30 protein-coding genes and 2 tRNA genes are annotated in these 23,838 nt (G+C 57.4%); 17 read left to right on the forward strand and 15 right to left on the reverse strand.

Annotated features, from left to right (window positions below):
- Positions 1 to 417: 417 nt before the first annotated feature.
- The 3 genes from LVY75_12430 (at position 418) to LVY75_12440 (ending at position 4,896) form a co-directional block, all read left to right on the forward strand.
- Positions 418 to 888, forward strand: coding sequence for a hypothetical protein (locus LVY75_12430; GenBank protein ID XAZ24027.1), 471 nt, complete (start codon positions 418 to 420; stop codon positions 886 to 888).
- Positions 889 to 1,990: 1,102 nt separating this feature from the next.
- Positions 1,991 to 3,592 (forward strand): phage portal protein, encoded by a 1,602-nt coding sequence (locus LVY75_12435; GenBank protein XAZ24028.1) that lies wholly within the window; start codon positions 1,991 to 1,993, stop codon positions 3,590 to 3,592.
- Entirely contained in the window at positions 3,592 to 4,896 is a 1,305-nt protein-coding gene (locus LVY75_12440; protein XAZ24029.1) for a S49 family peptidase, read from the forward strand. The genes LVY75_12435 and LVY75_12440 overlap by 1 nt, the downstream gene beginning before the upstream one ends.
- A 718-nt stretch (positions 4,897 to 5,614) precedes the next feature.
- On the opposite strand, the gene LVY75_12445 is transcribed toward LVY75_12440, so the two are convergent.
- Both LVY75_12445 and LVY75_12450 read right to left on the reverse strand, forming a co-directional pair.
- Positions 5,615 to 5,989, reverse strand: a complete 375-nt coding sequence (locus LVY75_12445) for a hypothetical protein (GenBank protein XAZ24030.1) — start codon at positions 5,987 to 5,989, stop codon at positions 5,615 to 5,617.
- Between the two features lie 86 nt (positions 5,990 to 6,075).
- The gene (locus tag LVY75_12450) at positions 6,076 to 6,330 is read right to left on the reverse strand and encodes a hypothetical protein (protein XAZ24031.1); all 255 of its coding nucleotides are present in this window, start codon (positions 6,328 to 6,330) and stop codon (positions 6,076 to 6,078) included.
- 31 nt (positions 6,331 to 6,361) lie between these two features.
- On the opposite strand from LVY75_12450, the gene LVY75_12455 reads away from it, so the two are divergent.
- The gene (locus tag LVY75_12455; GenBank protein ID XAZ24032.1) at positions 6,362 to 6,574 is read left to right on the forward strand and encodes a hypothetical protein; all 213 of its coding nucleotides are present in this window, start codon (positions 6,362 to 6,364) and stop codon (positions 6,572 to 6,574) included.
- Between the two features lie 686 nt (positions 6,575 to 7,260).
- Here LVY75_12455 and LVY75_12460 read toward each other — a convergent pair.
- On the reverse strand, positions 7,261 to 7,524 hold the full coding sequence (locus LVY75_12460; GenBank protein ID XAZ24033.1) for a DUF982 domain-containing protein: 264 nt from the start codon (positions 7,522 to 7,524) through the stop codon (positions 7,261 to 7,263).
- A gap of 336 nt (positions 7,525 to 7,860) precedes the next feature.
- On the opposite strand from LVY75_12460, the gene LVY75_12465 reads away from it, so the two are divergent.
- Positions 7,861 to 8,475, forward strand: coding sequence for a hypothetical protein (locus tag LVY75_12465; GenBank protein XAZ24034.1), 615 nt, complete (start codon positions 7,861 to 7,863; stop codon positions 8,473 to 8,475).
- A 336-nt stretch (positions 8,476 to 8,811) separates the two neighbouring features.
- On the opposite strand, the gene LVY75_12470 is transcribed toward LVY75_12465, so the two are convergent.
- The 7 genes from LVY75_12470 to LVY75_12500 form a co-directional block, all read right to left on the reverse strand.
- Positions 8,812 to 9,111, reverse strand: a complete 300-nt coding sequence (locus LVY75_12470; GenBank protein XAZ24035.1) for a hypothetical protein — start codon at positions 9,109 to 9,111, stop codon at positions 8,812 to 8,814.
- 48 nt (positions 9,112 to 9,159) lie between these two features.
- Complete coding sequence (locus tag LVY75_12475; GenBank protein ID XAZ24036.1) at positions 9,160 to 9,474, reverse strand: hypothetical protein; 315 nt, start codon at positions 9,472 to 9,474, stop codon at positions 9,160 to 9,162.
- On the reverse strand, positions 9,475 to 9,765 hold the full coding sequence (locus LVY75_12480) for a CopG family transcriptional regulator (protein XAZ24037.1): 291 nt from the start codon (positions 9,763 to 9,765) through the stop codon (positions 9,475 to 9,477).
- Positions 9,766 to 9,783: 18 nt separating this feature from the next.
- Positions 9,784 to 10,236: a hypothetical protein gene (locus LVY75_12485; protein XAZ24038.1), complete on the reverse strand. Its 453-nt coding sequence runs from the start codon at positions 10,234 to 10,236 to the stop codon at positions 9,784 to 9,786.
- The gene (locus LVY75_12490) at positions 10,233 to 10,472 is read right to left on the reverse strand and encodes a hypothetical protein (GenBank protein XAZ24039.1); all 240 of its coding nucleotides are present in this window, start codon (positions 10,470 to 10,472) and stop codon (positions 10,233 to 10,235) included. Before LVY75_12490 ends, LVY75_12485 begins: the two co-directional genes overlap by 4 nt.
- A gap of 56 nt (positions 10,473 to 10,528) precedes the next feature.
- Positions 10,529 to 10,780, reverse strand: coding sequence for a hypothetical protein (locus LVY75_12495; protein ID XAZ24040.1), 252 nt, complete (start codon positions 10,778 to 10,780; stop codon positions 10,529 to 10,531).
- Between the two features lie 162 nt (positions 10,781 to 10,942).
- Positions 10,943 to 11,017: transfer RNA gene (locus LVY75_12500), tRNA-Thr, on the reverse strand.
- Between the two features lie 154 nt (positions 11,018 to 11,171).
- Between LVY75_12500 and LVY75_12505 the strand changes: the two genes are divergently transcribed.
- From LVY75_12505 to LVY75_12555, 11 genes are all read left to right on the forward strand, one after another.
- Positions 11,172 to 11,381, forward strand: a complete 210-nt coding sequence (locus LVY75_12505) for a hypothetical protein (GenBank protein ID XAZ25708.1) — start codon at positions 11,172 to 11,174, stop codon at positions 11,379 to 11,381.
- 118 nt (positions 11,382 to 11,499) lie between these two features.
- Entirely contained in the window at positions 11,500 to 12,792 is a 1,293-nt protein-coding gene (gene murA / locus LVY75_12510; protein ID XAZ24041.1) for a UDP-N-acetylglucosamine 1-carboxyvinyltransferase, read from the forward strand.
- A gap of 114 nt (positions 12,793 to 12,906) precedes the next feature.
- Entirely contained in the window at positions 12,907 to 13,344 is a 438-nt protein-coding gene (locus LVY75_12515; protein ID XAZ24042.1) for a DUF2948 family protein, read from the forward strand.
- A 33-nt stretch (positions 13,345 to 13,377) separates the two neighbouring features.
- Positions 13,378 to 14,676 carry a histidinol dehydrogenase gene (gene hisD / locus LVY75_12520; protein XAZ24043.1) on the forward strand — a complete coding sequence of 433 codons (1,299 nt, stop codon included), beginning with the start codon at positions 13,378 to 13,380 and terminating at the stop codon, positions 14,674 to 14,676.
- A gap of 4 nt (positions 14,677 to 14,680) precedes the next feature.
- Positions 14,681 to 15,154, forward strand: coding sequence for a UPF0262 family protein (locus tag LVY75_12525; GenBank protein ID XAZ24044.1), 474 nt, complete (start codon positions 14,681 to 14,683; stop codon positions 15,152 to 15,154).
- Positions 15,151 to 15,636: a low molecular weight phosphatase family protein gene (locus LVY75_12530; GenBank protein XAZ24045.1), complete on the forward strand. Its 486-nt coding sequence runs from the start codon at positions 15,151 to 15,153 to the stop codon at positions 15,634 to 15,636. Before LVY75_12525 ends, LVY75_12530 begins: the two co-directional genes overlap by 4 nt.
- A gap of 120 nt (positions 15,637 to 15,756) precedes the next feature.
- Positions 15,757 to 15,975 (forward strand): translation initiation factor IF-1, encoded by a 219-nt coding sequence (gene infA, locus LVY75_12535; GenBank protein XAZ24046.1) that lies wholly within the window; start codon positions 15,757 to 15,759, stop codon positions 15,973 to 15,975.
- 58 nt (positions 15,976 to 16,033) lie between these two features.
- Positions 16,034 to 16,654 carry a Maf-like protein gene (locus LVY75_12540; GenBank protein XAZ24047.1) on the forward strand — a complete coding sequence of 207 codons (621 nt, stop codon included), beginning with the start codon at positions 16,034 to 16,036 and terminating at the stop codon, positions 16,652 to 16,654.
- Positions 16,655 to 16,776: 122 nt separating this feature from the next.
- Positions 16,777 to 16,989: a DNA gyrase inhibitor YacG gene (gene yacG / locus LVY75_12545; GenBank protein XAZ24048.1), complete on the forward strand. Its 213-nt coding sequence runs from the start codon at positions 16,777 to 16,779 to the stop codon at positions 16,987 to 16,989.
- A gap of 177 nt (positions 16,990 to 17,166) precedes the next feature.
- Positions 17,167 to 17,242 (forward strand) — tRNA-Phe (locus LVY75_12550).
- 547 nt (positions 17,243 to 17,789) lie between these two features.
- Positions 17,790 to 18,503 (forward strand): class I SAM-dependent methyltransferase, encoded by a 714-nt coding sequence (locus LVY75_12555; GenBank protein XAZ24049.1) that lies wholly within the window; start codon positions 17,790 to 17,792, stop codon positions 18,501 to 18,503.
- 116 nt (positions 18,504 to 18,619) lie between these two features.
- Here the strand turns inward: LVY75_12555 and LVY75_12560 are convergent, their stop codons facing one another.
- A complete protein-coding gene (locus LVY75_12560) occupies positions 18,620 to 18,853 on the reverse strand; it encodes a hypothetical protein (GenBank protein XAZ24050.1) in 234 nt (77 codons plus the stop codon).
- 188 nt (positions 18,854 to 19,041) lie between these two features.
- Here LVY75_12560 and LVY75_12565 point away from each other — a divergent pair, with 188 nt between their 5' ends.
- Positions 19,042 to 19,848 carry a Ku protein gene (locus LVY75_12565; protein XAZ24051.1) on the forward strand — a complete coding sequence of 269 codons (807 nt, stop codon included), beginning with the start codon at positions 19,042 to 19,044 and terminating at the stop codon, positions 19,846 to 19,848.
- Positions 19,849 to 19,908: 60 nt separating this feature from the next.
- Here LVY75_12565 and ligD read toward each other — a convergent pair whose 3' ends face one another.
- The 4 genes from ligD to LVY75_12585 are packed head-to-tail and all read right to left on the reverse strand — an operon-like array spanning position 19,909 to position 23,818.
- Complete coding sequence (gene ligD, locus LVY75_12570; protein XAZ24052.1) at positions 19,909 to 22,431, reverse strand: DNA ligase D; 2,523 nt, start codon at positions 22,429 to 22,431, stop codon at positions 19,909 to 19,911.
- Between the two features lie 2 nt (positions 22,432 to 22,433).
- The gene (locus LVY75_12575; GenBank protein ID XAZ24053.1) at positions 22,434 to 23,276 is read right to left on the reverse strand and encodes a Ku protein; all 843 of its coding nucleotides are present in this window, start codon (positions 23,274 to 23,276) and stop codon (positions 22,434 to 22,436) included.
- A 12-nt stretch (positions 23,277 to 23,288) separates the two neighbouring features.
- Positions 23,289 to 23,522: a DUF2188 domain-containing protein gene (locus LVY75_12580; GenBank protein XAZ24054.1), complete on the reverse strand. Its 234-nt coding sequence runs from the start codon at positions 23,520 to 23,522 to the stop codon at positions 23,289 to 23,291.
- A gap of 32 nt (positions 23,523 to 23,554) precedes the next feature.
- Positions 23,555 to 23,818 (reverse strand): hypothetical protein, encoded by a 264-nt coding sequence (locus LVY75_12585; GenBank protein ID XAZ24055.1) that lies wholly within the window; start codon positions 23,816 to 23,818, stop codon positions 23,555 to 23,557.
- Between the last annotated feature and the right edge of the window lie 20 nt (positions 23,819 to 23,838).

Consider the following 23,838-nt stretch of genomic DNA (forward strand, 5'->3'; position numbering starts at 1 on the left):
AGGAGCGCCAGGATTTGTCTCCTACCTTGACCCCAGATCGAATAAGTATACCCACTTGCGATCAGAGATTGAAATAGTTAAATCGATTACCGCCATCCAACTTGGTGAATCAGATAATGCTCAAAGATCTTCTTGCTTGGTCAATAACTCCTTTCCCGATGTGTTGCCTTGGAGCGTTTAGTCTTTTGATAATGACCCGAATTCAGGATCGAGTTCCGTTGTCGGTGCTCGGAGCCATGAACTTCGATGTAAGTAACAACGGGAAGCCACACGCCATTTTTGTTGACCTTGTTTTATCCACATTGCTCGGCTCTGCTATAGTAGTAGTTTTGGCTGAACCTTCAACGGCGAAGCAATCAATAGTCGCTGGTCTAGGGATGTCGGGTTTGCTTTCGACCTACACGAAGGAGGCGAAACGTGGTTGAAACCTCTCGGATTGAGTTGATTGACGAACTTTCCCGATTAGAGGCGCATCTGAAAGAAGATGAGGTGCTTCGGAGTGAGATTTCGGATGCAGTGCACCTTCTGAGAGACATTGACGGCGAAGCATTAACCGCTGCGATGGCTTCCTTAGAAAGTGCACTCGGAGATCTTGAAGCACAGACCAAGCGTTCACAGAAATTCGCCGAGGTGAGGGCATCTCTGCTTGCGATTATTTCCTTAGCATCTGGATTGGCTGCCGCAGTTGTGGCGGATGCCGCCGCTAGCATCGGACCTCGATTGCTCTTACTGGCGGGAGGCAGCCTTGCATCAGCTGGAGTTGCTTCGGCCGCAACCGCAGCTTGGTTCCTCTTTATGAAAATCAAAGCGGAGAGAGATGGGCCAATTCTTGATCAAGCCATCGCCAAGCTGCAGTCTTACCTCAGCCTTGATACTAGGCGCAGTTGACCTCAGTATCCGCTGTCGTCGATCGATCGACACTGCATCTTCACGAGAGCGGTCGACGCGTGAACTCGCCACCATCCATGCGGGCTCTCGGCGGATCCAGAACGATTGCGCAGGGCGTATAAAAGTGTCTGCTTAGATGCGCTATCCGACTTATCCACTGTAACGGGCCTAGGCTGAGTGTTCGTTGAATTAATTTGACGCTGTCGTCATTCTGACCGATACATAAGTTGTTTCTGCGATCAAAGTCATTTGATCTCAATTCGAAAGCCCGTCAGGTGTGAAGGCCTGACGGGCTTTTATTTGTCAACGTCTCAAGCGGGCGGCTCTCTCTTTCGTCGGAGCCGATCGTAGATCTGGAGCGTAGCCCAGAAGGATGCCGGCAGTGCTATCACTATCGGCGCGGCCACCAGCAGGATGGCCAGGGATGTTTCTGCGATCAAAGTCATTTACCTCACAATCGTTCCTTGTTTCAGTCTCTTCCCCGACCGAGATGGTGAAGGACACCTGGATCGAAGCTCTCACGCCGCTCCAACTCTATTGCGGCAAGTTGTGTATTCCTCATAGGTAGGAAAATACTCATTCCTCTCAGTGTGCAATTACATTCACGGACTGCAGCCACGGAGTCACTGTCTTGTCTAGTCGCTATGTATATTGGGAGACCAATCTGCCGAAAGATCAAGGTCCTCCTCGGCGGAAATAAGACATGGCCGACATTCCGGCATCGCTACACAAAAAAAGTGCGCGCAACTTGCCAATTTGACCCTCGAAATTTGCGTCTAATTGTAGCGTTGATGCGGGCCTCGCTGTATTATTCGCGCCCTGTTTATTTCGGGATTTGGTTTGCCGTTTTCGACAGATTCAACGTACACGAATCCATCTGTAGCGTGCGTGAAATTTTCTAACCGCTGCCAGTCAGACGAGACCGAAGCGCTTTTTACTCACACGCCCGCGGAAAATTAAAACGAAATTTGACAGGTCCCGACCTTTTTGACTGGGTCCGCAGTGTTCAACTTGATGTTGAATGGAATGTTGACCATTCAACCTGGTATTGTCATTAATGTGTGAATTGGCATAATGGGCGCTCTTCAGCGATCGAGCCCCTATGTCAGCAGTCTACGATTCCGAAAGCGCCGAACTCCTTGGTCTTAGCGTCAAAGCTATGGCCTCGGATGCTTACGACGGTGCCTCCCGCTTCTCGAAAGAGCTCGCCTCCTACAGCCCGGCAGTCCGCTCGGCCGATGCCGACTTGCTTCCGGCGAAGCAACTGGCCGATGCCCGCACGCGCGACACCACGCGCAATGACGCCTATGTCGCTGGCGGCGCCACCCTGCGCAAGGACAACATCGTCGGCTCCTATTACATGCTGAACGCCAAGCCGGTGACGACCGTTCTGTTCGGCAAGGAAGACGACAAGTGGGAAGACGAGTATCAGGAAGAGGTTGAAGAGAAATTCGGTCTGTGGGCCGAGTCCCTCGACAACTGGCCCGACGCCGCTCGCACCAACACGTTGACCGGCCTAGTCCGCATGGCCGTCGATACGCACACCGTCTACGGTGAAGCACTGGCCTCGGTCGAGTGGCTGCGTGATCAGCCGCGCATGTTCAGCACCGCGATCCAGATGATCGACACCGATCGCCTGTCGACGCCTCCCGAGTTGACGGGAGATCCCATGGTGCGCGGCGGCATCCGTCGCAATCAGTACGGCGCACCCCAGACCTATTACGTTCGCATGGCCCATCCGAGCGACTGGATGACGACGGATTCCTACAAGTGGAAGCCGATCGACATTCGCAAGCCGTGGGGCCGCCTGCAGATGATCCATATCTTCGAGCAGCTTCGGCCCGACCAGAGCCGCGGTATTTCCGCCATGGTCGCCGCGCTCTCCGAAATGAAGATGACGAAGAACTATCGTCAGATGGTTCTTCAGCAGGCGGTCATGTACGCCAGCTACGCCGCGACGATCGAATCTGAGCTTCCGACGGAAGCCATCTTCGCGCAGCTCGGTGGCAGTGACGTGACACCGGAGCGAATCCAGGCAGCGCTTTCAGGCTATATGGGCGGTCATTACCAGACGCTCGACCAGTTCATGACCGGTGCAAAGAACCTGCACGTGAACGGTCTGAAGATCCCGCACCTGCCGCCCGGCACCAAGTTCAAAATGCAGGCACCAGGGCAGGGTGGTCCGCTCGGCAGTGAGTTCGAGCAGTCGCTCCTTCGCCATATCGCTGCTGCGCTCGGTGTTTCCTACGAGCAGCTGTCGAAGGACTATAGCAAGACGAACTACTCGTCTGCTCGCGCCGCGATGACCGAGACTTACAAGGCGATGCTGTCGATCAAGCGCATGGTCGCCGACCGGTTCGCGTCGAGCGTCTACACGCTCTGGCTCGAGGAAGCCCTCAACAAGGGTGAGATCACGTCCGTCCGGCGCAACATGCCGAGTTTCTACGAGAAGCAATTCAAGGATGCCTACACCGCCTGCGATTGGGTTGGCGCGAGCCGTGGCCAGGTCGACGAGCTGAAAGAAACGCCGGCCGCGATCCTGCGCATCAACAATGGTCTGTCCGATCTCGAAACCGAGAACGCCCGCCTCGGCGCCGACTGGCGCAAGCGCATGCGTCAGATGAAGCGCGAGATGGAGTGGAAGGACTTCTACAAGATCCTTCAGAACCCGACCGACTCCACGAACCAGCAGAAAGCCGCCTGATGACGGATACCAACGCTTTGCTTGCGACCTTCCATGATATGCCGGCCATGGTGAACCCCGGCATGCAAGCCATGTTTGAAGCATTCCTCCGATCCGCGCAAACCACGCTCACCCAGATAGAGACGCCGAAAGGCAAAGTCGCGATGCAGGATGACTTCTGGCCGGCGCCGGACAGCTGGCTTGCAGCCTATCGCCCCTATGTCGTGAAAGACGGGATTCTGATGATCCCCGTCAAAGGCGTGCTTCTGTTCGGTGTCGGTTACGCGATAGGGGACTACGCTACTGGCTATGTCTACATCACGAAGGCGCTTGAGCGCGGCCTAGCGGACCCGAATGTCAAAGGTATCGCGCTCATAGTTGACTCTCCTGGCGGCCATGTCGCCGGCAATTTCGATCTGGCTGACAAGATTTTTGCCGCCCGCGTTCAGAAGCCGATTCATGCTTTTGCTGCCGAAAATGCCTACTCGGCCGCCTATTCGATCGCGTCGGCCTGCAAGACGGTGACGGTCGCCAGGACCGGAGGAGTCGGCTCGATCGGCGTCGTCACCATCCATCTGGACGTTAGCAAGGCCATGGATAACGCGGGTTTGAAGGTGACCTTCATCCACTATGGCCAGCATAAGGTCGACGGGAATGGCTATCAGGCGTTGCCGGCCGACGTCAGGGACAGGATCCAGGCTCGCATCGATGGCTTTGGTGAGCTTTTCGTATCGACGGTGGCACGGAATCGAAAGCTTGATGCGCAAGCGGTTCGGGATACTGAGGCGCTTACATTTGGCGCCGATGAAGCGCTTGCATTGGGCCTGGCCGACAAGATCGGGACCATCGACGACGCTGCCGTGAACTTTGCGGCATACCTTTCCACTCCGGAGGAAGGCACCATGATTGGAAACGGGCAGACCGGATCGGCTATCGTTGCGCCTGTGGTGCAAGCCCCGCCGCTTTCAAAGGCCGAGTTGGCCTTGCGGCATGCCGGTTTTTCGCCTCGTGGGCCTGTCTCAGGACACACTTCTGCCTCCTACCTCACCACACCAAAGGAAGAGACCATGACCGCAAGCAGTTCCGCGGCGTCGAGGGTGCCAGCGCCGAAAGCCGAACCACTATCGAAGGCTGAGCGAGCATTGCGGGCAGCCGGTTTTCCACCTGGAGATCCTGTATCGGAACGCGCATCCGCCACGTTCGAACCTGACCGAATCCGGAACGGATCATCGGCCGTGACACCTTCTTCGGCGGGACGACGCAGCCCATTGATGTCGAAGGCAGAACGCGCGCTTCAACAGTTCTTTCCAGCACAAAAAGGTTGAGAGTACCTATCCTGGCGCCGATTGGCATCAGTCGCATTGGAGTTGGAATTAACGTTCAGCACCCGAGGTGATGACGCCGAAGCGTTGGAATATGATCGAGGCACGCTGCCGAGGACAAGTTACTAATCTGGCTTAACCCCGCCACTCAATCCTTTAGTGATACCTAAAATCACCGGAGGGCTGACACAACTCGAAATCACTCAAGAGCCTGATGGCCCGTGCGACAAACGTTTCCCCGGTCTCCGAGTTCTCCCGTGCAGTGGCGGCCGCGTCTTGCAATATCTCTGCAGCCAAAACTTCCATCTCGTTCCAACTCGGATACTGTTGAAGCTTAGCTACTCCCGCAGAGTATTGCAGCATCGATGCGAGCGAACGCAGGACCGACTCCCGCCGTTCAGCGCTCATACGCCCTAGGGTCGATCTGGGGGTGGACATGGCACGCTCCATAAAGGGGGCTGTCCGAAAGATGACCGAGAAGTGGCGACAACCATTCTCCGGATGAGCTTGTTATTCAAGTAGGGCGTTCGCTGGTTGCTACAAGCCTTTGGATTTAGTACCTCGGCGCACCCCGCCGCCCCACATCAAAAGGAGCCCTCCGAGTGTGGGGGGCTCCAAGAAGCTTAGATGCCGGAACAGGTACCAAACGGCCAAGCTAGACAGTAGGCTCACACAGCTCGTGTATTAGCGAATCAATTCGGCTGATCCTCAAAGGCCGACCTCATTTGAGCGAAAATGAATACCCGCAAGGTCGGCTTGCCTGCCAGGCGGGGCGAGTTTGAGAAAAGGAGAGAATATAAAATTCAGCAATTGACGCTCTGTCCGAAAATTCGATGGGAACGTTTTCGGCGCGTGGCTGGATGTTTCGATGTCCTCCCTTCTGCAACGTGTAGCGACAGGATTCATCGATCACAACGGAGAACAGTATTGTCCGCGATGTGCCAGTGGTGATCTTGTAGGAACGACTAGTTCCCAACGATTGCCCGACGACATCGATTCGATCATGGAGGTGGAGGGTTTCGAGCGGCTCGGTTCGCGCGCTGACGGGCTGGGCGGCGACTATTGCGACCAACAATACCCGATTGAGTTTCGACATGACGTCTCCCCGCGCGTATACTCAGAACAAACAGCAAGGGAAATCGCCAGCTCCATCACCATTTCGGACATCGATGGAATGGTGGCTTAGCAAAAAGCCTGAACACGCAACAGGTATTCCATAGCGCGACGCCTGCTATCACAAATCCTCGCCAGAAACGCGTTATCCGTTTCCGCTGAAGCGCGGCTGGCCCGGCGCGCTCTGACAATCGCCGTCTGACTGACAAGAAGCTTTGTTATCTTGTCGACCCTGTCTTCGGCGAACCTTAGTTCTTTCTTTCGAGAACTGTAACTTTTCACCTGCTTGATCCGCGTGAAAGCCGTTTTGCTGCGGTCATTCATCTCAAAGACTTCCTGAAGTGTGAGTTGGCGAATGGCGATTTCTGAACAGACGGATCAGCAATGGGCGTTAGCGGAGTTGCGCGATTCCGAGTTTGATGACCTTGATAAAATCGCTCATCCGCTCGCCACGGCTATTCTGATATTCTTCCAGGGTAGGGGTAGTGAGGGTGGCATCAGCGAGCGCAGAAATGCGATTGTCTTTCACAGCCCTGGCGCCGAGAGCCCAAATTCGGTCAAAAAGTAACCGGTCTAGTTCTTTGTCTGGCAGAGGGTCCACATTACAGTCCGATAAGGTTTGTTTGGCAGGGCGAACGGTGACCGGAGCTGAGGTTCATGCCTAGACACCATTACGCTCCTCATCGTGGCTCATATCAAAGGTATGGTAACCACGAGGATGCCAATGAGCGCGGCTGTGAGCACTGATGTCTCGATGAGAAAGACGGTGATTTGCCGTCCTGTGAAGTCTGGAAAATAATATCGCATGATTTTTCCTACTTAAAAATTCATTCTACAAACGTACCGTATCACCGTTTTCTGAAAAATATTTTTTTATTTTCGTAAATACTAAAGTTTTTAGCTTGATGTAAGCGGCTCCTCCTCACCGCACGCGATGGGCCTCGTCTTTCGTGACGAGATAGTCGTGCTCGCTGATGAAGGTGACGAGCCAAAGCCCGCGTCCAATTCGCACAGCTAGTGACTTCATGACAGCCTCTTGTTCGACAGGAGGACATCACGGCGTGCGGCTTTCGATCTAGTCGCACATGTGAGGGGGCAAAAAGATGCCCGCCGAAGCGGGCAGGTCCAAGTGGAAAGGAGGGACCGCACGACCGATGCTGTAGAAGGGTTAGTGGGCGTGCGCATCAGCCGCACGGTCCATGAGCCCATAACTGCCAATGCCCCGCCAAAAGTTCCAGGAAGAGGGCGCCGATCCTATCGCGCCAATATATTGACCTCGATTGCGGCCGCGACGAAGGCCTCGCGGGCCTCTCCCAATGAGCCAAATCGCGTGATGGCAAGGTCACAAGCACTCCGAGCTCGTTCGTAGTGCGGGCCACGTTCGGCTGGCCATCTGTTGGAAAGATAATTCAAGGCTTCCTGTGGGCCGTCGATTGTCTCGGTCATCCCGCGACCAATTCTGACATAAACCGGTATGTCCCAAATGGATAGGTGGATGTCGCTTTTCTCCTGGCTCATATATTCCCTCCATTTGTTATCGCGGGGATTATTTTAGTACGCGTGTCCAGGCCGGCAATTTAAAAAGTTAAATGCGACGCAGCATTAGCATTTGGTCCGATCATAGGCGTTCAAGTGCCCGCGCCCAGGTTTTAATATGATAGGCAGAGGCCCGATCCCTCGTGTTGATCGGGCCTCCCCGTTTGCCACCTCGTCAGGGTGAGCGTGGCGCGGGTCGAGTACAATCCCGGTCTCCGGTCGTCAATCACCCCGCCGCCCATTCATTTGGACGGCTTTTTCGCATGAGCATAGCATTCGCATTGAAAGGGCAGGGCAACGAAAAGGATGTCAGACGACATGAGCAACAACAATGACGCCCATCGGGTCTATACCGATGCCATCACCGCCCAGCTCGGCGAGAGGGTCACTAATCTCGGGCGCCGGCAAACGGATCTCGAGACCGAGGTCCGATCCGGCTTCAAGAACATCGACACTGCCGTCACCTCTCTTGCGAACGAAACGCGTGCATCGATCGCGGCGTTGTCTACGAACCTTGCGGAGCGCAACAAGCCGCAATGGCAGGCCCTTGGTGTGGCATTGACATTCGCGGCAATGCTCGGCGGTCTGGCATACCTACCGATCCGAGAGGCAACCAGCGATCTGAAGGCGTCCGTCAATATCCTGGCTGACAAGATGGTCACTCAACAGGAACTGGAATGGCGTACTGCTCGATCGGCGGAGGATAGAGCCCGGACCGACGCCGCGGTGAAGGACCTTCGCGACGCGCAGGTACCACGCGAAGAGCTCGACCGCGTCCGTGAAGCTCTCTTAGCCTGTCGCAATGCCCCTCGGTCAGCCGCGATGCTCTCTCGCCGTCGCCTCCCACCCTTGTTGCGGCAGGATCCACTGTCGCACCAAGAAGCAAAGCCGCCGTTCCAGCGCCACTGGTTTTCCTTGCCCGATGTGGTTTGATCGACCTGAATACGGCCCACATTCTCTTCCCCATCATAGCCGGTGTTATCCTGCTTGCCCTCCCAGGCCAGGTTTTACCTGCCATCGATGGCTTGTGCTGAATCGGGGCACTTTCTGCGAAGCTTCACATCTTGGAGACGATGATTCCTCCAACCGAGCACATTGCCGGAACTTTGCTCGGCCGCCCGGGTTCATACGTGGGCCGTGCAGTCGGGGATCTGACCCTGACCCCACTAAAGTCGGCTGTGCGGTCCACCCTAGGCCAGTTCAACCCGCCATGGACGCGGAGATCCCGGGGCACTGAGCTTTCTTGGTGGCGTCTTTCATCTGCCGCTATTATCCGCAATCGACGCAAGGCTTGAGAACGCCGATCAAGGCGAACACGATGCCGAGCAGGATGAACGACGTCGTTGCCACCCAAACAGGCCAGGCGATGAGGAACTTCTGTCTCGGCGTTGCCCAGTCCTCATCATGATCTGGAAAGTCAGATCGCTGGAGCTTGGGGCCGAAATCTTCGCGGAAATCAAATCCATTTCTGAAATAGAATATGAACGACCGGATATACCAATACCAGCTATAGGCGCAAAATCCGCCCACGAAGCACGCGAGAATCCAAAGCACAACATTGTCGCTCAATCACGTCTCCCCATCGACATTGCAAAGGCAACACGGCGCATTATTGGCCTAAATAGGAAACCCGTCGCCTCCGCATTCAATGCATCGCTTGACGATCCCCAACAGCATTGAGAGCGTCAGGATCGACAGCAGGGAGGTTACGGCCAGCACGAAAGGCATGCCGAAGTAGAACTTCGCTTTCGGCGACGAGAAGAACCGGTGACCTTCGTCTCGCGAAAAATAGTCAGGCCCGAAATCTTTGCTGAAATCGAAACCGTTCCTGCGGTAGAAGATGATGGATCTAACGTACCAGTACCAAGTGTAGGCGCAAAAGCTGCCCACCAGACATAGGCCGATCCAGAGCCACATATTGTCTTCGTTCAATCAGGCTTTCCCATCAACATCGCCATCTTCGTCGAGCATATGCACCGGCAGATAGGTGTTCTTTTCCATCCACTCCCGGACGATGATGCGAACGGTATCATTGCGCGTCTTGCCGAACTCGTCAGACAGATCCCGAAGAGCCTCTTCTATCTCGTCGTCGAAGGCGATCGATCCGGAGTTGCGTAAGAGCAACGCGGCGCGGCGGAGCAATATCTGCACGTCGGCCCTGGAAATGTCGCCGATCCGATCAGCGGCATCTTCGAGGCGGGTGGCGGTGTCGGATGTGACCATGGTGTCCCTACTCGTCTACTACAACTCATCTAAGAGCTTGCGGTGTCGCTCATGCATCTCTTTCGATCGTTTATGATGATTCAATATTTGGTCGGTCGTGTCGCGCCACGGCTCATCGCCAGTTTTGCTCTGGTGCCTCAGGCGACCGGCCTCGATTGCGTCGATCTCAGCCTCATGGAAGCTGATCCACTCATCGATTTGTTTTCGAGCTGAATCCAGATAAGAATCGTTCATAGGCTTTCCCCCCTTCTTTGTTCGGGCCGCCTTTGATTTCCTAGCGCGCTCGCGTATCTCCAGCATCTTCTGTTCGCGCGCTCGATGGTCTGCAAGTTCTCGCTCGAGCCGTTCATAGATGGGTATGCATTTGTATCCTTCTGCACCAAGGCGCACCGTCACCTCTGCCAAGCGATCGAGAGCATGTTCGATACGCTTCGCAGTAATCGGCTTATCTGACTGGTCCCTTGAGGTCATGTGGTGCTGGCCGGTTTAGCTAGTTTTCGTCTTTCTTTCGAACGTTGAGCGCGCTCGCGAATTGCGCGCCTATCGTCTTCCAGTGTTTTGAGCCGCGTGAGCTCTTCGTCGAGCTTCTTGTAGACAGGCACCCATTTCCACCCCTCGCGGCCTTTCCGAACGATGAACTCAGCAAGCAGATCAAGAGCGCTCTCAATGCGCTCGATCGTGACGGGCTTGATCGGCGAACGCATCATCGTCGCTCCCAACGAAAAAACTCTCTGCACTTTTCGCTGACGACGGGGTCCGCGTTCTACCGGAGAGCGCGGACTGCCGACAGCGTCTGGCCGGTCACGTGGTAGGAGAGAAAATTGTCTTCGATCTTAGTCAAAACGAAGTGCTTTCCGGTCGCCTTAAGTGCTGCCTCAATTTCCGACATGCCGCTATCACTCGCCAGGGTGACTAAATACAAGCTGTCCGATTGAGGTTTGCCGTGAGACTGGAGTGCTACCACCGCTTCCATCCACGTGTTGTCGTCCGGCAGATAGATCATATAGCGATTCATCAGGTTCTCCATCGAGTCGTTTGGAACGACAAGAGAACATGCTGCACGGATTTTGCACGGATTTTCTGCGCAATTCGCGTTCTGTTCCGCGCTTTCATGCTGGTTTAAGCAGCCGGCGCACGAGTATCTGCGCTGTATCCGATTGATTCTCTTAGAGAAAACTGGTGCTGCCGAGTGGGATTGAACCACCGACCTCACCCTTACCAAGGGTGTGCTCTACCACTGAGCTACGGCAGCAGGACCAGACGCGTGAAGCGAAAACGCTCAACTCGCGTGAACGGGGCGGCTATTGCCACAGGTTCGGCAGGAGTGCAAGCCGCAAATTCCAACTTCTCTGGGAATAACGTGCGGAGCACTTTTGGAATGGCGCGAATTCGGTTACTTCTGGGACATGAACGAAGAGACTGAAAAGGCCCGGCAGAGCCGGAAAGCGGCCATGGAAGCCCAGGCGGCATTGCGGCGCGAGCGGGCTGCCGAAAAGCTGAGAGAAAATCTTTCCAGACGCAAACAGCAGGTACGTGCTCGCCGCTCCGGCCAGGCGGACGAGACGGATGGCTTGCCCGCGGCAAAGACTGCTGCCGCAAAAATGGACGAATCGTAATGTTCGGTCCGCGACGAATTGAAGCGTACGGGGATTTGCTCTAAAGACCCCGACTTCTTGCCCTGCCCCCACAGGCAAAAACTTTTTGAGGAAAGGCGGGCCTCGCCCGTAAGTGCACATGGATCGTATCAGAATTGTCGGCGGTAATGAGCTCAATGGCATCATTCCGATCTCCGGCGCCAAGAATGCCGCGCTGCCGCTGATGATCGCCTCGCTTTTGACGAGCGATACGCTGACGCTGGAAAACGTACCGCATCTTGCCGATGTCGAGTTGCTGATGCGCATCCTTGGCAATCACGGCGTCGATGTGGCCGTCAACGGCCGCCGCGAGCGCCAGGAAGATTCCTACGCCCGCACGATCCATTTTACCTGCCGCACCATCGTTGATACCACCGCGCCCTATGAGTTGGTCTCGAAGATGCGCGCCTCCTTCTGGGTCATCGGTCCGCTTCTCGCCCGCGAAGGCCATTGCCGTGTTTCCCTGCCGGGCGGCTGCGCCATCGGCACGCGTCCGGTCGATCTCTTCATCGACGGTCTGACCGCGCTCGGCGCGACGATGGAAATCGATGGCGGCTATATCAATGCCAAGGCGCCGCAGGGCGGTCTCATCGGCACGCATTACACCTTCCCCAAGGTGTCCGTTGGCGCAACGCATGTGCTGATGATGGCGGCAACACTTGCCCGCGGTACGACCGTGATCGGCAATGCCGCACGCGAGCCTGAGGTCGTCGACCTTGCCAACTGCCTGAACGCCATGGGCGCCAAGGTTTCCGGCGCCGGCACCTCGACCATTACGATCGAAGGCGTCACCTCGCTCTCGGGTGCCCGCCATCGTGTCCTGCCTGACCGCATCGAGACAGGCACCTACGCCATGGCAGTCGCCATGGCCGGCGGCGACGTCGTGCTTGAAAATACCGATGTTGGCCTCTTGGAAACGGCTCTCGAAACGCTTCGCCGCGCCGGAGCGGAGATTTCGTCGACGAACAATGGCATGCGCATCAAGCGCAACGGCGCCGGCATCCAGCCGGTCGATATCGTCACCGATCCCTTCCCGGGCTTCCCGACCGACCTGCAGGCGCAGTTCATGGCGCTGATGACCCGCTCTTCCGGTGTCTCGCATGTCACGGAGACCATCTTCGAAAACCGTTTCATGCATGTGCAGGAACTCGCCCGCCTTGGCGCGAAGATCTCGCTCTCCGGCCAGACGGCCAAGATCGAAGGTGTCCAGCGGCTGAAGGGCGCCCCCGTCATGGCGACCGATCTTCGCGCTTCCGTCTCCCTCGTCATCGCCGGCCTTGCCGCCGAAGGCGAAACCACGGTGTCCCGCGTCTATCACCTCGATCGCGGCTTCGAGCGGCTGGAAGAAAAGCTGACCCGCTGCGGCGCCATCGTCGAACGCGTCAGCGAGTAAGAAAAGGGCGCACATGCGCCCTTTATCCCGGTTGCGTATTTGGCCGCCGCGCCTTATTTCCGTTGTCTGACAGATCGCCGCACCTGCGGCCGAAAGATACGGGATAGAGGCTGGATGACCGACCTGAAACTTGTTGCGCTCGATGCCGAGGACCTGGTGGTCATTTCCGCACATGTGCAGGACAGTGTCTTCAAGGTAGCCGATATAGACTGGTCGCCGCGCGACAAGCAGTTCGCAATTGCCGCCAACCGGTTCGTCTGGGAAGAAGCGGCCCGAAAACGCAAAGGTTTTGAGCGCCGTCGTGCGGCCCTCGTATTCAAGCGCGTGCTATCCGTCCGCTCGATCGGCATCGACCGCGCCCGCCGCGATGACGTGCTGTCGCTGCTTGCCCTGCAATTCGAGCAGAAGGGCGAAGGGCCGGAAGGCACGCTCGAGCTCTCGCTGTCCGGCGCGGCCTCCATCATTCTCGATGTCGAATGCATTGAAATGCAGCTTGCCGATGTCGGCGGCGCCTGGGAAACGGGTTCCAAGCCGCGTCATCCCGGCACCTGAGCCCAACAGTTCGAGCAAGAAGGAATTCCGGCCTTGGCAATCTGGCTTAATCAGACATCCCACGGTTTCGAACAGCGCTTCGCGGCCTTTCTGACCACCAAGCGCGAGGTCTCCGAAGACGTCAACGCCGTGGTGCGCGGCATCATCGATGATGTGCGCGCCCGTGGTGATGTCGCTCTCGCCGAATATTCGAAGAGGTTCGACAGCATCGATTACGCGACGGTACCGATGCGCGTCACCGAGGAAGAAATCGAGAACGCCGTCGAGGTCGTCCCCTCGGAAGTGCTCGGCGCCTTGAAGGTCGCGGCTCTCCGCATCGAATCCCACCATCGTCGTCAGCTTCCCAAGGACGATATCTACGAAGACAATATGGGGGTCGGCCTCGGTTCGCGCTGGACGGCGATCGAAGCCGTTGGCCTCTACGTGCCGGGTGGCACGGCGAGCTATCCGAGCTCGGTGCTGATGAACGCCGTACCGGCGAAGGTCGCAGGGGTCGATCGCATCGTTATCGCGGTGCCAGCCACGGGCGGTTCGGTCAATCCGGCGGTGCTGGCTGCAGCCAAGCTTGCAGGCGTCAGTGAGATCTACCGCGTCGGCGGCGCGCAGGCGATTGCTGCCCTTGCCTACGGCACGGAGACGATCGCCCCGGTCGCCAAGATCACCGGCCCCGGCAATGCCTATGTGGCCGCCGCCAAGCGCCATGTCTTCGGCACTGTCGGCATCGATATGATCGCCGGCCCCTCGGAAGTGCTCGTCATCGCCGACAAGGATAACAATCCCGATTGGGTCGCCGCCGATCTGCTCGCACAGGCCGAGCATGACGAGAGCTCTCAGGCGATCCTGATCACGAACGACGAGGAATTCGGCAAGGCGGTTGAAGCAGCCGTCGAACGGCAGCTGAAGACGCTGAACCGCGCGGAAACTGCCGCTGCCAGCTGGCGCGATTTCGGCGCGATCATCCTTGTCTCCGACCTCAAGGATGCCATCCCGCTCGCAAACCGCATCGCCGCGGAACATCTGGAACTCGCCGTCGCCAATCCTGATGCCTTTGTGGAGAAGATCCGCAATGCGGGCGCGATCTTCATCGGCGCCCATACGCCCGAAGTGATCGGCGATTATGTCGGCGGCTCCAACCACGTGCTGCCGACGGCGCGTTCGGCCCGCTTCTCCTCCGGCCTTTCGGTTCTCGATTTCGTCAAGCGCACCTCGATCTTGCGCCTTGGTCCCCAGCAGCTTCGCGACCTCGGCCCGGCGGCGATTGCGCTCGCCGTTTCCGAAGGCCTCGATGCCCATGCGCGATCGGTCGCGATCCGCCTCAACCTCGAAAGGTGAGGGAATGGCGAAGGACGACTTCCGGCTCTGCGACGTTGTCCTTGACGATACGATCGGCCGTTCGACGCCCGATGTCGAGCATGAGCGGGCAGTCGCGATCTTCGATCTGATCGAGGAGAACTCGTTTGCGCCGTCAGGCCATGCCGGCGGGCCTTACCGGCTGAACATTTCGCTGGTCGATTCCAAACTGGTCTTTGCGATCACCACGGAAAAGGGTGAGGATGTCGCAACCCATATCCTCTCCCTGACGCCCTTCCGGCGGATCGTGAAGGACTACTTCATGATCTGCGAAAGCTATTATGAGGCTATCCGTTCGGCGTCTCCAAGCCGTATCGAGGCGATCGACATGGGCCGGCGCGGCATTCACAACGAGGGTTCGCAGACGCTGAAGGATCGTCTCTCCGGCAAGATCGACGTCGATTTCGACACCGCTCGGCGCCTCTTCACGCTGGTCTGCGTGCTCTACTGGCGTGGATGACGGCGATGGAGCCGCATGTTGAAACCGAGGGTGGAAAGCGGCCGGGCGCCATCCTCTTCATGTGCGGCATGAACGCTATCCGTTCGCCGATGGCCGAAGCGATCGCCCGTAGCATTCTGCCGGCCAATACCTATATACGATCTGCCGGTGTTCGCGCCGGCGAACGCGATCCCTTCGTCGATGTCGTGCTGGAGGAAATCGGCCTGTCGCTCGGCCGTCGGCAGCCGCAGACGCTGGAGGAGCTTGAGGACGATTATTTCGACCTCATCATCACGCTCTCGCCGCCGGCCCATCACGCAGCCCTCGAGCTGACCCGCTCCAGCGCTGTCGACGTGGTCTACTGGCCGACTATGGATCCGACGGTCGCGACCGGCACGCGTGAGCAGATATTGGACGGTTACCGCGAGGTTCGCGATCACCTCGCCGGCCTCATCGAAAGCCGGCTACTCAAGAGAAATGGCATCGCCGCGCAATCGGCGTGAAACAAAAGTCAGAAAGCCCGATCTACGAGGTTCACAAATCCCCGTTGATTGTGTAGTTTCCGCGCAAATTTTCAGGCGCCTTGCGCCTTTTTACCCAACACACAGGAAGAAAACCCTTATATGCCGAAAGAAGAAGTCCTCGAATTCCCGGGCATCGTGACCGAACTTCTGCCGAATGCGACGTTCCGCGTGAAGCTCGAAAACGAGCATGAGATCATTGCCCACACCGCCGGCCGCATGCGCAAGAACCGCATCCGCGTTCTCGCCGGCGACAAGGTTCTGGTCGAAATGACGCCCTACGACCTGACGAAGGGCCGCATCACCTACCGCTTCAAGTAAGCTTGGTCTGCGAAGCTCCCCGGAGCTTTCGCTCCCGCCTGCCGATGGTCGAGGTTCCATGGCGCTGAAATACAAGCTCATTCTGGCCTCGGGCTCGCCCCGCCGCGTCGACCTGCTCAATCAGGCCGGCATCGAGCCCTCGCGCCTGATGCCGATGGATATCGACGAGGCGCCGAAGAAGTCGGAGCATCCGCGCTCTCTGGCCCGTCGCCTATCGGGCGAAAAGGCAGAAGCGGCACTTGCCGCCATCAAGGGTGACATCACCTGGAAGGGCAGCTATATCCTGTCCGCCGATACCGTGGTCGCCGTCGGCCGTCGCATCCTCGGCAAGGCAGAGTTTGCCGACGAAGCCTCAAACTCGCTGCATCTGCTCTCCGGCCGCAACCATGTGGTTTATACGGGCATCTGCCTCATCACACCCGATCGCAAGGTGCGCCAGAAGATCGTCGAGACCAAGGTGCGCTTCAAGCGCCTGTCGAGTTTCGAGATCGAAAACTACATTGCGTCAGGCCAATGGCGCGGTAAGGCGGGTGCCTACGGCATCCAGGGGCTCGCGGGCACCTTCGTGCAGAAAATGGTGGGTTCCTACACCAATGTCGTGGGACTGCCGCTTTATGAAACCATCCTGCTTCTGACCGGCGAGGGCTTCGATGTCCACAGCCGTTGGCCCGAGGGTTGATCTTCAGCTAGAGCGCCGTGCGTCCTTTCGGACGCACAGGGGACGCTTTAGCGTTTTGAATCTACGCATCAGGCTTTCTGAAAATCGCAACGATTTTCGGACCCATGCTGTAGGAGGAAAATATGTCCGATGAAATGAAGACCGGAGGCAAGGTCGAGCCCCTGCGCAAGACGCGTCCCTGCCCGGAATGCGGCAAACCGTCGAACCGCGAGCACTATCCCTTCTGTTCCAACCGCTGCCGCGAGGTGGACCTGTCGCGCTGGCTGACGGGTTCCTACGCCATTCCCGTGGCCGACGACGAGACCAAGGCGGACTACCCCGACGAGGAAAACTAGGTTTTCCACCGCGAAGCCCTTATTTTTTCTCGCAAATTGCCAAAATCTGCTGGACCGTCAAAAAACTATCATTTGATGCTTGCCATGGGCGAACAAGATGCTATAACCCCGCTCGCTTCCGGGGCGAACCAAGGCCCTGACATTCCAAGCCGGAATGTTTTTCGAGAAGCGTGGTTAGCCCAGGTAGCTCAGTTGGTAGAGCAGCGGATTGAAAATCCGCGTGTCACTGGTTCGATTCCGGTCCTGGGCACCATCGCATTTCAAACTATTTTTTGTTTTCGGTTGCTTGGATAGACGCGCGCCAAGCCAGTCCACCTTTCTGTCCACCTTCATTTTTCATTGGATGTACCGCGGCCACCTTTCGCCCGAGGCATTCTTCGACGCATCTCCTCGTCGACAATAGCCTCGCCCACTTTAAGCCACCGCTACACGTAGAATATGCGCCTTGCCTGTCCGTCTTGGGGGCACCTAGCATCCTGTTTGGTCTCGGTCTCGCCGTGGGGGTTGCTTGAGCAGCCGCCAGCGTCCTTCCTTGGAGAAAACCGAATGTCTGCAAAAAGATGATCGGTCTCGGGATCGGGTCGCCTGTCGTAGACATAGCCCCCGGGACACTCGCCGAGATTAGCTTCAACGTCCGGCGCCAGCGGGAATATGAGGCTCGAACGCCTCGCTTTTGCTGGCCAGAATCAAGAAGTGTAGACGTCCCCGCACGCTAGTAAGCACAACTTTTGTGTGTAGTTAGATGATTCTAACTTGCTTATATGTGGCTGATACGCATAATCGCCTAGGGAGGAACGGGGATGATCAGTAGCGCCGAAATTGTTGAAATGTATTCAGACTACTACGCTGATGGCGAAGTCGTTCAGAAACGCGCGATCGCAGCAAAGCAGTCTGTGGGACACATTAAGAAAGTTGCAGCGGATCACAGCTTTCAGTCGGTAATCGACATTGGCGCCGGAGAAGGGGCGGTCCTTTCGGAACTTGCCGGCAACGGCTTTGCCAATCGTTTCGCTGCAGTAGAGCTATCTCGATCAGGCATCGAGGCCATACGCGCACGCCAAATTAAAAGCCTGGCGGCAGCGGACCAATTCGACGGTTATTCAATCCCACATCCTGACAAGGCATTCGATCTCGGGCTTGCCATCCATGTCCTTGAACATGTCGAGCATGAACGAATGTTTCTGCGGGAGGCCAAACGTGTCAGCCGAAATCTCTACGTCGAAGTTCCGCTCGAACTGACGAACGATCTTCCGAAATCCATCCGCGAGTCCGGCCCCTACGGTCACATCAACTTTTATACGCCAGGCTCCTTCGAAAACTTGCTGAAGACGTGTGGTCTAAAGGTCGAACGGCTAATGGTTTTCGCTCATGACATTCAATACGAACAGTACCTAGCCGGACGGGCGAAGGGGTGGCTGAAGTACCAAATTCGCCAAAAACTCCTAAGAATGGCGCCTAAGTTCGCGACCAGGAATATGGTCTATATGGCGGGCGCGTTTTGCAAAGCTGATTGATAAAGCGGGGGCCCGCCCGTCACGTCATAGGCAGTGAAGATCGCAACATGTTGCGGCGGCGGAGAACGTGTAAACATGCTGGAGGGAGCGGACTGCAACAGTCCGCACCACATCACTCAAACGGAAATGTCGCGCGGTTCTTCAATCGGACGGAAATCCTTTGGGTGAAAGAATGGTGGCGGTCCGAGGTCGAAGCTTGAGAACCAGCCCGCCGGGCCATACTTGCTTTCGTCGCTGAAATTAGGCGGCGGAAAAAGTCCGGCAAACTTCGCGTAGGATATCATCACACCAAAGAACAGCGTGAGGACGAAAGCGACTTTCTTGGCTCGGGAGACATCTTCTTTATGCATGTGCTTGCCTGCTCATAACGACATCGAACCATTGGTACGAAAATCGTGTCAGGAAATTGTCGAAACGAATATGTGATTGCGGCCGTGAACCCTTGGCTGTCACGTCGAAACTTCGCCGGCGGAGGGAATTTTTCGCGTCCAAAGCCCTCCCGGGCGGAACCTCTCGGGACAATTTCCGTTTATGGCGCATGGCCCGTCAAACTTTCTGGAAAGGCTACCTCAAGCTCTCGCTTGTCACAGCGTCCGTTTCACTGACGCCGGCGACGACGGAGTCGAGCAAGGTGCGGTTTCATGTGTTGAACCGCGCAACGAAAAATCGCGTCGAAAGCCGCTATGTCGATAGCGTCACGCATAAGCCCGTTTCTGAGAAAGATCAGGTGAAGGGCTATCCGCGCGGCGAGGACGGCTACGTCCTGCTCGAAGACGAGGAGATCGAGGAGGTAGGGCTGGAAAGCACCCGCACCATCGATATCGACAGTTTCGTACCGCGTGGATCGATCGATTGGATCTGGTATGACAAGCCGCATTTCCTGGCGCCGGAAGACAAGGTCGGCATGGAAGCCTTCTGCGTGATCCGCGAGGCGATGCGGGCCAATGATGTGGTCGGCATTGCGCGGCTGGTGCTCTACCGACGCGAACGGGCCGTGCTGCTGGAGCCGCAGGACAAGGGCATCGTTCTCTGGACATTGCGTTATGGCGACGAGGTGCGCGAACCGGCCGCCGACCTCGATATGAAGGCGAAGGTCGACAGCGAGTTGCTGACCTTGATGAAGAAGCTGGTCAAGGAAGAGACGAAGGAATGGAGCCCTTCGATGGTGCAGGATCCGGTTCAGAAGCGGCTGAAGGCGTTGATCCGCGGTAAAGAAAAGAGCCTCAAGAAGGCAGCCCCAGCTCGCAAGCCGGCCCCGGTGAAATCGACGGGCAATGTCATCAACATCATGGATGCGTTGAAGAAGAGCCTCGCCGCTGAGGGCGATCGCGGAAAGTCGCGATAGGGCTTCTCGGATTCCGTTCCCCGGAAGGGGAGGGCTGTCGGTCTGTGCATAGGCTCGCGCCTATCTTTTTCGCTTCTGCAATGGCTTGGCAGCCGCAAAGAACCCGTCCCAGGGATCCTTGTTAAGCGCATCGAGCCGCGCCGGCGCATTGTCGACGGTAAAATAGGCGGGGCCCATTTCGGTGGTCAGCTCACTCCACTCCAGCGGCATGGAGACGGCGGCACCCGGCCGGGCACGCGTGGAATAGGCGGCAACGGCGGTGTTGCCGCGGCCGTTCCGGAGATAGTCGATGAAGATCTTGCCGCTGCGCTTCGCCTTCGTTGCGGTCGCAAGGTAGTGGTCGGGATCATCTTTCGACATGCTGTCCGCCAGCCATTTGGCAAAGCCCTTCACGTCCACCCAGCTGGCCTTCGGCTCAAGCGGCGCCACGACATGCAGGCCCTTGCCGCCGGAAGTCTTGACGAAAGCTGCAAGGCCTTCGCCTTCGATGCGATCCTTTAGTTCGTAAGCGGCTGCTATCACATTTTCCCATGGCACGTCCTCGCCGGGGTCGAGATCCATGGTGATCATGTCCGGCTTTTCCCAGTTGTCCGTCGTCGTGCCCCACGGATGGATTTCCAGCACTGCCGATTGCACCAGTGCCACGACGCCATCGTAATCGCCAATACGCAGCAGCTTCTCGCCACCCTTGTCCTTGGGGTCGGTAATCTGCTCGATATGGTCATTCATGCCCTTCCAGGCATGTTTCTGGAAAAAGCGCTGATGGCCGGAAATCCCATCGGGCAGACGCAGGAGCGCCAGCGGCCGATTGACGACATAGGGCGCCATGAAACGCCAGACCTGCGCATAATAATTGGCAAGGCCCTCCTTGGTGACACCCTCATCAGGCCAATAGATACGGTCGGGATGGGTGAGCTGCACTGCCGATGTTGGCAGGTTTTTTGCGGTCGTCTTTTCCATCTCGCGCACAACATCCTTTGCCGGCTTGTCCTCCCGCAATCCCCGGAAGGCTGCGTGGCGCAGGTTACCATCGGCCGACCACGCGCGGAACTCCACTTCGGCAACAAGCTGCGGCTTGACGTAGTGCAGGCCGCGCCGCTCCTCCGCGGTCAGTTTGTCGTCGAAGGAATTCTGTTTCATCTCCATGGCCGACAGCCGCTCGTAAAGCATCTGTGCCGTCGCGACCGTATAGCCGGTGCCGACGCGGCCGACATGTTTCAGTGCGCCGTCCTCGTAAAAGCCCATGGCGAGCGAGCCGATGGCATTTTTCATCGCGGTCGAGGGCACGTAGCCGCCGATGACGAATTCCTGCCGTTGTGAGCATTTCGATTTGATCCATTCGCCGTTGCGACCGGAGACATATTTGCTGTCGCGCTGCTTGGATACGACACCTTCGAGGCTGAGCCGGCAGGCGTGATTCAGCACCAGCCCGCCATCCTCGTTGAAATGCGCACTGTAGCGCAGTTTGCCGCTATCATCAGGCAGCAGGCTTTCGAGCAAATGTTTGCGTTCGAGGAGGCTTACGTTCAGCAGGCTGTAGCCATCGAGATAAAGCAGATCGAAAGCATAAAAGACGAAGCGATCATAACGGCCTTCGCTGAGGTCGTGCTGCAGGGCGGAGAAATCCGATGCGCCGGTATCACGCTCGACCACGAGTTCGCCGTCGAGAACAGCCGTTTCCACCGCAGCGGAGCCAAAGGCATCGACAATGTCCCTGCCGAATTTTTCCGTCCAGTCCAGCCCGCTGCGTGTCAGCATCGTCACACGTCCGTGCTCGATCTTAACCTGCAGCCGGTAGCCATCGAACTTGATCTCATGAATCCAACCCTCGTCGGTCGGCGGCTTCGGTTTGAGTTTGGCAAGCTCCGGCTCGGTAAAGCCGGGCATGACAGTCTTTTTCGCTCCCTTCGGCCAATCCCGCTTCTGCGCGACAGCAGGCTTGGCCTTTCTGGCCGGCGCCCTCGCTTTTGCGGCAACAGCCTTGCCGCCCTCCGGTCTGGAGTGCCAGGTTGCGTCTGGATTTTCGGCCACCTCTTCGAGTTGCCGGCCGGTTTTGGCGGATTCGGGACGCTCTTCAAGGATATCGGGTCCGCCCTCATGCCGGGCTTCTTCATCGTCGCCTTTAATGAGCAGCCAGTTCTCACGTTTCTCGCCGGGTTTTCCATGCATGCGCACCAGGTGCCAGCGCCCCTTCAGCTTCTCACCGTCGAGCTCGAATTCCATGTGGCCCTTGCGATAGGCCTTGTGCGCGTCGCCAAGCGGTGTCCAGGTGCCGCGGTCCCAGACGATCACGGTACCGCCGCCATACTGGCCCTTCGGAATGATGCCCTCGAAATCGCCGTAGGAGAGCGGATGGTCTTCGACATGAACGGCCAGGCGCTTGTCTTCGGGATTGAGGCTCGGCCCTTTGGTAACGGCCCAGCTTTTCAGCACGCCGTCCATCTCGAGCCGAAAGTCGTAATGCAGCCGTGTGGCGTCATGCTTCTGGATTACGAAGCTGTTGCCCTTCGCCTGGCCTTGTTTGCCGCGCGGCTCTGGCGTGATCTTGAAATCCCGTTTGGCCTGATAGGTTTCGAGCGCCATGATCAGCTTGCCTTCCTGCTGCTTCTATCGGCGGTCTTGCGGGCGGCGGGCTTCTTCGTTGGCGTCTTGCCGCCCATTTTCGCACTTTGGCGCAATGCCTCCATGAGATCGACCACCTTGCGCTCGGGCTCGCGCTTGCGTTTCGGCGGCGCACGGCCTTCGATCTTGGCTTTTACCAGCTCGACGAGTGCTGCCTCGTAGCGGTCGTGATATTGGCTCGGGTCGAAGCTGCCCTGCTTGGTGGCAATGATGTGCCCCGCAAGCTCCAGCATCTCCTTGTCGAACTTGATATCGGGAATGTCCTTGAAGACGGAGCTTGCCGAGCGCACCTCATAGTCAAAGTTCAGCATGGTCGCGATGACGTGGTCGTCCTGTACGCGGATGAGCAGCGTGCGGTTGCGGCGGAAGAGCACGGCTTCGGCAAGGGCTGCCATTTTGCCGTCAAGCATGACCCTCGCAATCAGCGCCAGCGCTTCCGCATCGTGCGCGTCGACCGGCGCAAGATGGTAGGGGCGGTCGAAATAGAGTTTGTCGATCCCATCGCAGGGAATGAAGCCCTGCACATTCAGCACTTTGTCGCTTTCGGGCATGATCTCGGCAATCTCATCGCCTTCGATGAGAATGTAGTCGCCGCTCTCCATTCGGTAGCCTTTGACCTGGTTGTCCCGCTCCACCGGCTTGCCGGTTTCGCTGTCGACGAACTGCCGCTCGACGCGGTGGCCGGTCCTGCGGTTGATGATGTTGAAGGAGACGCGATCTGAAGAGGAGACGGCCGTATAAAGGCCGACGGCGCAAGCAAGATCGCCGACCTTCAGATGGCCCTTCCAGCTTGCGCGTGCTGCCATCGCCCCCTCCGTTCAGAGCCTGCCGTTGCCTTTGTCGGTTTCAAGCGGCTGGAATTTCCAGCCGTTTCCATCTGGCGCTGGATAGGCGAGCAGCGCATCGCCGTTGCCGATCTTCTGGCGAGCAGCGGCGTTTCTCGCGCGATCCATTGCCTGTTCAGCGGTAGCGTAGGGTTCGGACAATGTGTCGCCGAGCTTGTAAGCCCAACCATTGTCGTGGGGAACGATCTGATAGGTGATGTCGGCCATATGCTTTCCTCCTTGTCAACCGTTCGGGTCATTCATTGCCGGGACGGGCGGCTACGCCGCTCGTCAAGCGCGATGATCTTTTCGAGCGATGCGATATCCTCGCTGGTCACGACCTGAACCGGATCGCCGGCAATCGCCTCCAGTACTTCCTTGGATACTGCACCGTTGCGGATTGCCCATTCCAACATCTCGCGTGTTTCCCGCTCGGCCTTGAGTTGGGCGTAGAGCGCAACGATCAGCCGGTCGCGAGCATCCATAGTTTTGTGCTTGCGGTCGATGTGGCGAGCATTGGGCATGGAGAAACCGTGCCTCTTCA

Origin of the sequence: Sinorhizobium sp. B11 (assembly GCA_039725955.1) — a bacterium.
Classification (GTDB): domain Bacteria; phylum Pseudomonadota; class Alphaproteobacteria; order Rhizobiales; family Rhizobiaceae; genus Rhizobium.